The sequence below is a fragment of the Butyrivibrio sp. MC2013 genome (assembly GCF_000424585.1).
Classification (GTDB): Bacteria; Bacillota; Clostridia; order Lachnospirales; family Lachnospiraceae; genus Butyrivibrio.
Genome location: NZ_KE384211.1, coordinates 141976 through 153534, shown reverse-complemented (window position 1 = coordinate 153534; position 11559 = coordinate 141976). Strand labels below are relative to the sequence as shown.

Annotated in this window: 8 protein-coding genes and 1 riboswitch; of the genes, 5 read left to right on the top strand and 3 right to left on the bottom strand. The window is 42.5% G+C overall.

Features of this window, described 5'->3' with window-relative positions:
- The first annotated feature begins 17 nt into the window (after positions 1–17).
- Entirely contained in the window at positions 18–485 is a 468-nt protein-coding gene (locus tag G636_RS0115090) for a hypothetical protein (RefSeq protein WP_026508730.1), read from the top strand.
- 188 nt (positions 486–673) lie between these two features.
- Here the strand turns inward: G636_RS0115090 and G636_RS20945 are convergent, their stop codons facing one another.
- Both G636_RS20945 and G636_RS19775 read right to left on the bottom strand, forming a co-directional pair.
- Positions 674–1504: a cyclophilin-like fold protein gene (locus tag G636_RS20945; protein WP_081668520.1), complete on the bottom strand. Its 831-nt coding sequence runs from the start codon at positions 1502–1504 to the stop codon at positions 674–676.
- A gap of 22 nt (positions 1505–1526) precedes the next feature.
- On the bottom strand, positions 1527–2222 hold the full coding sequence (locus tag G636_RS19775) for a DUF1871 family protein (protein WP_051227066.1): 696 nt from the start codon (positions 2220–2222) through the stop codon (positions 1527–1529).
- A gap of 713 nt (positions 2223–2935) precedes the next feature.
- Here G636_RS19775 and G636_RS0115075 point away from each other — a divergent pair.
- Both G636_RS0115075 and G636_RS0115070 read left to right on the top strand, forming a co-directional pair.
- Entirely contained in the window at positions 2936–4129 is a 1194-nt protein-coding gene (locus G636_RS0115075) for a MalY/PatB family protein (protein ID WP_026508728.1), read from the top strand.
- Between the two features lie 112 nt (positions 4130–4241).
- Positions 4242–4676, top strand: coding sequence for a hypothetical protein (locus G636_RS0115070; RefSeq protein ID WP_026508727.1), 435 nt, complete (start codon positions 4242–4244; stop codon positions 4674–4676).
- A 119-nt stretch (positions 4677–4795) separates the two neighbouring features.
- On the opposite strand, the gene G636_RS18880 is transcribed toward G636_RS0115070, so the two are convergent.
- Positions 4796–9109: a 2-hydroxyacyl-CoA dehydratase gene (locus G636_RS18880; RefSeq protein ID WP_051227096.1), complete on the bottom strand. Its 4314-nt coding sequence runs from the start codon at positions 9107–9109 to the stop codon at positions 4796–4798.
- A gap of 324 nt (positions 9110–9433) precedes the next feature.
- Between G636_RS18880 and G636_RS0115060 the strand changes: the two genes are divergently transcribed.
- Together G636_RS0115060 and G636_RS0115055 are read left to right on the top strand one after the other, a co-directional pair.
- The gene (locus G636_RS0115060; RefSeq protein WP_026508726.1) at positions 9434–10372 is read left to right on the top strand and encodes a hypothetical protein; all 939 of its coding nucleotides are present in this window, start codon (positions 9434–9436) and stop codon (positions 10370–10372) included.
- Between the two features lie 20 nt (positions 10373–10392).
- Positions 10393–11130: a hypothetical protein gene (locus G636_RS0115055; RefSeq protein WP_026508725.1), complete on the top strand. Its 738-nt coding sequence runs from the start codon at positions 10393–10395 to the stop codon at positions 11128–11130.
- Positions 11131–11382: 252 nt separating this feature from the next.
- Positions 11383–11458: riboswitch (cyclic di-GMP riboswitch) on the top strand.
- The last annotated feature ends 101 nt before the right edge of the window (positions 11459–11559 follow it).

The following is an 11559-nucleotide window of genomic DNA, read 5'->3' as shown; positions in this document are numbered from 1 at the left end:
ATAAAGGAGATTGCATTATGGCTCGTATGGAAGATGAAGAGGTAGTAAAGACCAAAACACGGAAGAAGACAAAGAAAACCCGTGAGCTTCTGGACGAGGCTGATCGCCAGATGGATAATCTTCGTAAGCAGAGAGAAGACTACGAGGATGTCCTTCAGGATCTGATGAAGCAGAACGATGCTCTGGGTATTAAAGCAGCTAAGAATCTGCGCGTCAGCCATGTGAAGTTCGGCGAAGGCAGGGTGGTTTCGGAACAGGGCAAGTATATCGATGTTAAATTCGGTAATGTTATCAAGAAATTTGTACTTCCCGGTGCCATAGCCGACAAGCATTTGAAGGTCAATGATGATGAAACCTTCAAATACTACGTTCAGAGCAATGACATACATAATAAGATCCTAAAGGTGCAGATGCAGATCAGGTCCACTGATTTTGCTATTGAGCGTCAGGAAGATGTGATAGAAAAACTGAATATGAAAGCATAAATAGATGATTATATAAGCTTAAGGGGATAAGGCGTCAGGCCTTATCCTTTTTTTCATAATCCTTCTGAAAATGAGAGTACGATAAAAGCGATCAAGGAAACAAAGCATGAACTTGAGGCCTTTTTCGGGGACTTTTAAAACCAGGGAGATATAAAAAGCTTTAGCATATAATGAGAATAAGAATTATATTATTCTGTCCATTCTGTATAAAACTCCGCGATTATGTTTTCTTTTCCGCCGAAAGCTTCTTTTATTTCTTCTTCCGTAGCGTTTAGTCGTCCGAGTCTGGTAAAGGTCCAAGTATTCTCTTCGTAGTATATGGATATCTGATTTCCCTGGTAAAGAATAAGATCTCCCGGCTTAGTGGTAATCTCGCTGTCAGTTTGAGTGATGCTCCACGGCAGATCTCCGACCTTTTCAAAATCACCGTAATCGTGCATTTCAATCTGTATAGGCTCTTTCTTAATCTTTTTAAAGAATTCATCAGCAGAAGCGTTGCTTTCAAGATCAATGGTAATAAAAATATCACCTATGGATACTACCGGTATTGCCATAGGCGTCATATCATCCTGCTTTGATCCCATATCTGACCCGCCTTTATCTATATCGCCAGTCCAATCAATGATTCCGCCAAATTCAAAAACATTACTATAACCCATATCAGCAAGCTTCTGAGAAGCTTCTTTGCTTCTTCGTCCGCTGCGACAATAAACGAGAATGATCTGGTTAAAATCAGGCAGTTCTGCAGGGGGCTCTAGATCGATACTTTCGTTGGGTATCAGTATTGCTCCCGGAATATGCCCTTCGTCATACTCGTCCTGTCTGCGAACATCAACGATCACATGTCCGTCATCCTGCGCCATCATGCGTTTTGCTTCGTCCTGAGATATCTGGGTATATTCAAAGGTCTGGATCATACCGTCTCCGTCCATGATCTGACCTACAGGGGAGCAAGCTCCAATAAACAATATAGCAAGTATTATAGCTGTAATTTTTGTTTTTCTGAATAATTTTGCCATATATGCCTCATTAATACGTTTATTATCTGCTCTTGATCTCTTTTGCTATTTCCATACATTCTTCCATACTGGCGCTAAAAGCATCATCAAAGCTTGAAGTGAATATTTTATTAATTGCTGCAGCAAGTTCATCTGCTTTGAAGAGCTTGTTAGAGGCGTCGACAATATCAAGTATCTCAAAATTATACTCATCTTTGGGCGCATGAGATAAGAGATCTATTGGATCCCACCTGTTGATGATCTGTTTTATTTTCATGTAGTCCTTTGCATCAAAAGCATCAAGAGGGTACTTTTGACCGCTAAGAACAAGGTAGAGAAAGTCTTTGAGATCAAGATCTGTTTTTTCCACAAGTTCATCAAAGCTCGTATAAGTCTCTTCCCAAAGAGTATCGTGGTATATAAAGGCTAGCTTTCCGTCGGCCTTGTCTATGCATGTAAGGTCTCCGTTTGGCCCGAAGCCTATGACAAAGTAGTTGTTGTCTTTGATGATCTTATCGTGTTCATCACTGTATTCCTCGAAAAGTTCTTTTTGCGAATATAGATATACTCCGGCGGAACCATAAGGTGTTAGATCTAATTGGATTGTGCTTCCCATGATTTCAATCCATCTTTTTATGTCATCTGGAAGATTGGCATTATCAAATAAACTGAACTTTCTTTCTGTAAAAGTTATGTTATTCTCAGTGAACAGCTGCTTTATTCTATCAATATCAATCATCTTATTCCTTCCATCTTTATCTGAAACAGTACAAAATAAGAACATTTTAGTATTCTTTATCTACACATTCAAGGTCATAGAGCTTCTTGAATAAATGATCAAACATGTAGTCAGTATACATAATGGCATAAGCAGACAAAAAAGCAAAGAGGATGACTCTGCCGGTTTTTGTGACTCTTATGGCTTCGGTTGAATTCCATGGTTACAAAATATATATCTGTCTTATCCCTAAAAAATTAAATAGAAATATACTCTTTGTATTGTTTTATGTCAATAAATTTTTATTCATAGATTATAACGTCAAAATATAAATATAAGATATATGAAATAGATGATTAAAATATTTAATTAAGATTAGCCATAACTCTATGGATTTGATACAATTATTGCCGGGTAATAAGCTTTATGAGGATGATGTTTAATGAAAAAAGAGTTATTATGTTACGCCTTATGTCTGGCGTTGACTATACCGTGGGATGTAGTTTTCTTCTGGTGTCGATGCTGATGGTAATTATGTATATATAAAATAATCAAGATAACCCACCACCTTTAGGTGGTGGGAATATCTTGATTACGGGTGCGGGGGTATAAGCCCCGTACCCGTAGAACTGCGTCAGCAGTGATTTTATAACGAGCAAAAAGCGAAGCGTTTGCGAGTTTAACTGAGTGATTATTTTCTGATTCTGCAATATAAATCATTATAGGGGGACGGAATGGCTAAATACAATTTTGATGAGATCCACGACAGGAGAGGTACGAACAGTATCAAATGGGACATGGGGCCTAAGTATATGGGCAGGGACGACCTGCTGCCAATGTGGGTTGCGGACATGGATTTCAAGCTCCCTGACGAGATCATTGAGGATATAGTAAAGAGCGCTTCAAGAGGTATCTATGGCTATACGGATCCCGGAGAGGACTATATAAAGTCTCTAAACTACTGGTTTAAGACAAGGCACGGCTTTGAGGTAGAGAGTGACTGGGTTATTGTTCAGCCCGGGGTGGTATTTGGCATATCAATTGCGATAAGGGCGCTTACTGAGCCCGGGGATGCTGTCATGGTGCAGCAGCCGGTCTATTATCCCTTTACAAGGACCATTGAGCAAAATGGCAGAAGAGTTGTCAATAATGAGCTGCTCTATACAGATGGCGGATATGAGATTGATTTTGAAGACTTTGAAGAAAAGATCATCTCGGAGAATGTCAAAATGTTCATTCTGTGCAGCCCCCACAATCCAGTGGGCAGGGTCTGGACCAGGGATGAACTCCTTAAAATGGCCCGTATCTGCAAAGAACACGATGTGTACGTCTTTGCTGACGAGATACACTTTGACTTTGTTTATAGCTCTTATACCCATATTCCATATATCAGTTTGGGTAGAGAGTTTACAGACAGACTTATTATAGGCACTTCTGCCAGCAAGACCTTTAACATGGCCGGTCTTCAGATAGCAAATATCATAATACCTGATCCTGAGGTCAGGGAGAAATACAGAAAAGTCAATACAGCCTCGGGGTATGGCCAGTGTGCAATCACAGGCCTCTATGGCGTAATGTCTGCATACACCAAAGGCGCAGAGTGGCTTGATGAGATGTTGGAGTATATTGAAGGTAATCTGGCCTGTGTGAGGAACTTTCTTAAAGAGAAATTGCCCAAAGTGCATCTGGTAGAGCCTGAGGGTACCTATCTTATCTGGCTTGATTTTACTGAGCTTGTTCAGGATCATAAGGAGCTGGAGAAGCTGATCGTGGACAAGGCTCATCTATGGCTGGATCCCGGCAGCATCTTTGGAAGCAGGTCCTCTCTATTTGAGAGGGTCAATATAGCCTGCCCCCGCTTAACAATAGTCCAGGCTATGGACCAGCTATATGAGGCTGTTAGAAGTTATTGTGATGATACAATGTGATGCAATGTTTTGTGGGGGAGACATAAATGAACAGATATGAGCGGGTTACCTTGACTGTAATAGCCTAAAAGAAATCGAAAAGCGACTGTGAAAAATAGAGGTAGGATATATTATGAATAGAAAGTTTTGGAAAAGTATAGTTTGCTTGGTTGCAGTATTACTATTTACCTCATGCGGCTTAAGTTCTAACGATGTTAGCACTCGTTTTATCAAGGAATTTGAGTTGAGCACTGCAGATAAGCAGATAACAATTGATGAGTTATATAATAGTTACGGAGGAGTTCCATATGAAGGAATTGCTTTATATAAATTAGAAATTGATCAAAATGTTTTTGAAGAAATACAAAAATGGGACGCTTTGCCGTATTCGGATGAGGTTACTGATTTTATCGACAGTGTATCGCCTTCTGTGGATTTTCCTAATATTATAAAAGGATACTACAAATTCATAAACCGAGGCGAAGATACAAATATCATAAAAAATGCATCCTTATGTGTGTATGACCAAGATAATGGTATAGCTTATTATCTGTTATTGGATTCGTAAAATGTTTTATCAGTATCTGGATATAAGAATTTTTTTTACGTAGAAAAAGAGAGCCGAGGCTCTCTTTTTCTATCTATACCAAGATAATATTTTTTAATTCTAATGGGCATCTTTTATGCTTAGCCTGTAGCCTTATGGCTGGCTTTTTCTTCGGGCATTGGTCTTATGCTGATCTTACTTTGCTCGTCCTTGATCCTCTTATTGGCTGTAGAGAGCATAAGCTTGATACGGTTGAGCTGGTTGACCTCTGAAGCGCCGGGATCGTAGTCAATAGCTACGATATTGGAGCCGGGGTAGAGGCTTCTGAGCTGCTTGATAACACCTTTACCTACCACGTGGTTGGGGAGACATCCAAAGGGCTGTGTGCATACTATATTCTGAGCACCTTCTTTGATAAGCTCAATCATCTCGCCTGTAAGGAACCAGCCTTCACCTGTCTGATTGCCTATATCTACAATGGGACGTGCATATTCTACCAGCTTGTAGATGCTGGTAGGCGCCTCGAAGTGAACACTCTTCTCAAGAGCCTTGCTGGCGCCGCTTCTGAGTCTCTCAAGGGCCCATATTCCCAGGCGGGATAGGCGTGCTGTCTTCTTGCTGGTACCCAGGTACTCTGCCTTGTATATCTGGTTGTAGAAGCAGTAGAGCATGAAGTCCAGGAGGTCAGGTACTACAGCCTCAGCGCCTTCTGATTCAAGAAGGTCTACCAGGTGGTTATTGGCTGCAGGAGCAAACTTGACCAGGATCTCACCTACGATACCTACTCTGGGCTTAACTTCATCTGTGATCTCTATTCTATCAAAGTCTCTTACCATCTCTGCGCATAGCTTCTCAAAGGGCAGGAGAGTGATCAGAGGATTGATATTCTTTCTGGATACAAAATCTCTGCAGATCTTGAGCCATTTCTGGTGAACAGCTTCAGCAGAGCCCTTTACCTTTTCATAAGGTCTCATACGGTAGAGACATCTCATCATGATATCTCCAAATACAGCACCATAAGCTGCTCTGATCATCATATTGGCATCGATCTTAAAGCCCGGATTGGACTCCAATTTTGACAGGTTCAGTGATACTACAGGTATCTGCTCCATGCCTGCCTTTTTAAGAGCTCGTCTGATAAAGCCTACATAATTGGTAGCCCTGCAGCCGCCTCCTGTCTGAGACATTACGATAGCGGTCTTATTAAGGTCATATTTGCCTGAGAAGAGTTCGTCCATGATCTGGCCTACTACCCAAAGGGAAGGATAGCAAGCATCGTTATTAACATACTTCAGGCCCATGTCTATGGCTTTATGGTTGTCATTTTGCATGACTACCAGGTTGTAGCCGCAGGCTCTAAGAGCTGTCTCCAGGATATCAAAGTGTATAGGTGACATCTGAGGACACAAGAGAGTGTAGCCTTCCTTCTTCATCTCTTCAGTGAAGAGTACTCTGTGATTTGCACAGTCTCTGACTGTGGCATGAGTGCCTTCTTCCTGACGGGCTCTGATGGCAGCCAGCAGGGATCTCACACGGATCCTGGCAGCACCCAGGTTATTGACTTCATCTATCTTGAGACAGGTATATATCTTGTCTGAACCGGAGAGGATGTCAGCTACCTGATCTGTAGTAACTGCATCCAGGCCGCATCCAAAGGAGTTGAGCTGGATAAGGTCCAGATCCTCCCTGCCTCTGATATAAGCAGCTGCTGCATATAATCTTGAATGGTACATCCACTGGTCTGATACGATAAGGGGTCTCTCAGCCTTGCCCAGGTGGGATATGGAATCCTCTGTAAGTACTGCAGCGCCGTAGGAGCATATCATATCCGGGATGCCGTGATTGATCTCAGGATCAACGTGATAGGGACGACCTGCCAGTACTATACCGTGTGCGTGATTCTCCTCTATCCATTTCAGAGTCTCTTCGCCTTTGAGTCTTACATCGTTTCTGGCCTTTTCAAGCTCGTTCCAGCCTTCTTTTGCAGCTTGTCTGATCTCGCTCTCGGGTATCTCCTTGAATTCCTTGATCAGTGCGCTTGTTGCAGTATCAAGAGAGGTAAATGCCATGAAAGGATTGCGGAGTCTGGCCTTACCGCTGGTAATGGCTTCTACGTTATTCTTGATATTCTCAGAATAGGAAGTAACAATAGGGCAGTTATAATGGTTGGTAGCACCATCTACCTCCTGTCTCTCATAGAAGAGACCGGGATAGAATATGAAATCAACGCCCTTCCTGATCAGCCATTCCACATGACCGTGGCTGATCTTGGCCGGATAGCACTCTGATTCTGAAGGTATGGATTCTATGCCCATCTCATATATCTGATGAGTGGACCTTGGAGAGAGCACTACCTTATATCCAAGCTTTGTAAAGAAGGTAAACCAGAAGGGGTAGTTCTCATACATGTTGAGGACTCTGGGAATACCTACTATGCCCCTTGTGACCTTGTCGTCAGAGAGGGGAGTGTAACCAAAGATCCTCTTGTACTTCCAGTCAAAGAGATTAGGAATGCCCTTTTCATTTTTGACCTTGCCCAGACCTCTTTCGCATCTGTTGCCGGATACATGCTGACGACCACCTGTAAACTTATTGATGGTCAGTCTGCAGTGGTTGGTACAGCCCTGGCAGGTAGCCATGCTGGTCTCGTATTTCAGATTATCTATTTTATCTATAGAGAGCATGCTGGTCTCGTATGTAGGATCCTTCATGAAACGGTTCCTTGCTATAAGAGCAGCACCAAAAGCGCCCATGATACCGGCGATATCGGGTCTTATGACCTGGGCACCTGCTATCTTTTCAAAAGCCCTAAGAACAGCGTCATTGTAGAAGGTACCGCCCTGGACTACGATATTCTTGCCCAGCTCTGTGGCATCTGATACCTTGATGACCTTGAAGAGAGCGTTCTTGATAACTGAGTAAGCAAGGCCTGCGGAGATGTCATCAACACCTGCGCCTTCCTTCTGGGCCTGCTTTACCTTGGAATTCATAAATACTGTGCACCTGGTGCCCAGATCTATGGGATGCTCTGCAAAAAGGGCAGCTTTTGCAAAATCCTGGACGCTATAGTTCAGTGATTTGGCAAAGGTCTCAATAAAGGATCCGCAGCCTGAAGAGCAGGCTTCATTGAGCTGTACGGAATCTACAGCCTTGTTCTTGATCCTGATGCACTTCATGTCCTGTCCGCCAATATCCAGGATGCAGTCTACATCCGGATCAAAGAAAGCAGCGGCATTGTAATGTGCTATGGTCTCTACTTCGCCGTCGTCCAGCATAAAGGCTGACTTCATAAGAGATTCGCCATAACCTGTGGAGCAGGCTCTTGCTATTCGCACACCCTCGGGCATGAGCTTGTAGATCTCTCTGATAGAGCTGATAGCTGTCTTTAAAGGAGAACCGTTATTACTGGAATAAAATGAATAGAGAAGATCTCCGTCCTCAGAAACAAGGGCACACTTGGTAGTAGTAGAGCCAGCATCTATTCCCAGGAAGGCATTACCTTTGTAATTATCAAGGTGTGAAGTCTTAACTCTGTATTTCTTTTGCCTGTCAGTGAATTTGTCATAGTCCTCTTTGCTCTCAAAGAGTGGCTCCATACGGGCTACTTCAAACTCCATATGGATCTCTTTGGACAGCTTGGCAGTCATCTCGCTGATAGGGAAGTGTACCTTGTCTTCAGCATTCATGGCTGATCCCATAGCTGCGAAGAGGTGGGAATTGTCCAGATCAATGGTATGCTCGTCATCAAGCTTAAGAGTCCTGATAAATGCAGCCTTAAGCTCGGACTGGAAGTGGAGAGGACCGCCAAGGAATGCTACATGACCTCTTATGGGCTTACCGCAGGCAAGACCTGATATGGTCTGGTTTACAACTGCCTGATATATGGAAGCTGAGAGGTCTTCTTTGGTAGCTCCGTCATTGATCAGGGGCTGGATATCGGATTTGGCAAATACACCGCATCTTGCTGCGATGGTATATAAGCTCTGATAGTTTTTGGCATATTCATTAAGACCTGCAGCATCTGTCTGAAGAAGAGATGCCATCTGGTCTATAAAGGAGCCTGTACCGCCGGCGCATATGCCGTTCATACGCTGCTCAATATTGCCGTCTTCAAAATATATGATTTTGGCATCCTCGCCGCCCAGCTCAATTGCTACGTCTGTCTTGGGTGCGATCTCCTTTAATGCAGTAGATACGGCTACTACTTCCTGTACAAAAGGGATACCCAGGTGGCTTGCAAGGTTCAGACCGCCGGAACCCGTGATAACAGGGTGTATGATAACATCTCCTGCCTGGATCCTGGCCTTTTGGACCAGCTCAGCAAGAGTCTCACGAATGTTGGCATAATGTCTTTGATAGTCTGCAAAAATTAGCGTCCCTTTTGCGTCTATAAGAGCTACTTTGACAGTGGTAGAGCCAACGTCTATTCCTAATCTGTAATCATGTGAAATCATATCTGTCTCCCATGCCGGGCTTTTACCCTCGCCCGGATAATTTTTCGCCATATTAACTTTATGAATTATAGTGCATGGGGGTCTATTTTTCAATATTGGATACATAGATAATAGCTGGTATATGAGCGGATATTTTGTGACGTTTTTTGGCTATACAAAGGGTCTGTCATGATAGGCTAAACTCTTGCATATATAATGATTATCTTTTTATTAAAAGTACAAGATAAGAATAAACAATTATAAAAGCTTAGTGTCAGCGTTTACTTATGATAGATGCAATGATAAAATCAATATGCAAATCAAAGCTTGACTGAGAGGAATACTATGCTTAACAAACTAGAGAGAAAGTATGGCAGATATGCCGTCAAAGACCTGACAATAAAAATGATGATAGTACTGGCTGTAGGCTATATGCTCAATCTCATGGCCGGTGATTATCTTACTTTTAACCCCTATCTGATATTTCACGGGCAGATATGGCGCATATTTACATGGGTACTTATCCCCATGCAGAATAATCCATTTTTGTATGCCCTGACCATTCTTGTATTTTTCCTTCCTATTGGTAAGTCCATGGAGATGACCTGGGGAGATTTTAAATATAATCTCTATATCTTTTCAGGCCTTATAATCACAATGCTCATGGGACTGCTATCCTATGTATTTTATGCCCTTTATATTGGAAGACTTGGCCTTGATGTGACCACCGCCAATTTGGCTGTGCAGATGTTTTCTGCCAATATGGCATTTTTGATGATCCCGTATTTTATATTGATGTCTATCTTTTTTGCCTATGCTGCAATCTATCCCAATGCCATGATCCTCTTTATGTTCTTTATTCCTATCAAGATCAAGTGGCTGGCAATATTGGATGCTCTTTATTATGTTTATATAATGTACGAATATGTGTCTATGGGAGTATGGTACGGTGCCCTGATCATACTGGCTTCATTTATCAATTTTGGCATCTTTTATCTCCTGGATCATAAGAAGGTAGGTAACCCTTATGCAGCAGCTTATAAGAGGGCTATGTCCGCTGATAAGAGGAGCGGCGCAAGAATAGTGCGTACAAGGCCTGTAAATCATGGACCTGCAGGGGAGCACAAGAAGATACTGACTCCCTCACAGTCTGTTCACAGGTGCGAGATCTGCGGCAAGACTGATAAGGATTCACCGGAGCTGACCTTCCGTTATTGCTCCAAGTGCAAGGGCAGTCATGAATACTGCCAGGAACATCTGTTTACACATGTTCATATTGAATAAAACAAAAGGAGTTTTTGTATATGAGTCCCGAAGAATTATTTGCAAAGCGTCTTGCAGAGCTTGTTGATACTGCAAGAGGTCAAAAAGGAATAGTAAGTGACGAGCAGCTTAAGGAAGCTTTTCCTGAGCTGACAGAAGATAAGAGGGGCCTTATTGAGGACTATCTCAAAGGGCATGGAATAGGAATCGGCGTAGCTCCAAAACCTGAGGAGTTCCTCACTGAAGAGGAACATGATTATCTCAAGGATTATATCGCCAGCCTCTCCGAGCTTCCGGAGGTGTCTGATGGCGAGAAGGAAGGTATCACCATCTCTGCTATGGCAGGTGATGTATCTGCCCAGAAGAGGCTTATCGAGATATATCTTCCCCTGGTACCTGATATTGCCAGGATGTATGCGGAGCAGGGAGTGTATCTTGAGGACCTCATAGGAGAGGGTAATATAGCTCTGACTACAGGAGTGACCATGCTTAAAGCTATAGAGTCTCCAGGGGAAGCTGAGCAGTTTCTGTCAAAGCTGATCATGGATGCCATGGAAGAAGCTGTGTCTGACGCACTGGACGAGGATGCAAGGGGCCAGCGAGCCATAAAGCAGGTACAGGAGGTGGCTGATAAAGCTTCTGAGCTGGCAGAAGAGCTTAGGCGCAAGGTGACTATAGATGAGCTTGCCAAAGAGACAGGCATGGACCGCAACAAGATAATAGAAGCTGTTGAGATGACAGGCTTTAAGATCGAAGATATAGACTACGAAGAAGACTGATATTTATAATCGGTATAGTGTAGCTATGGTGGCAGCAATTAAAATACATCAAGTATTTTAATTGTTGCTCTTTTTTGACTGCTTTTGGCATAAAGATTTGATAACCCAAGTTATGGCAACGACATTTTATTGAAATAGCAAAATAATAAATGCTATTACTTGTACGAAATTGCGATAATCTAAACGAAATAACGATTTCTCTTGATTTATATTGTTATTTGTTGTATATTTGTTTTCGTTGAATCCACACAACTTTACATTTGGCAAAATAAGTGAAAACTTATGACGCAAAGCTACAGGGCCTGTAAAATGGCAGCCAGTTGCAACTGTACTAGAAGCACTGCTCCTTACATTCGCTTGTAAGGAGCTATTTTTTTTGCTTTTAATAGTTACTGTTTGCTCTTGATCACTATAAAGGGGGGAGTGTCA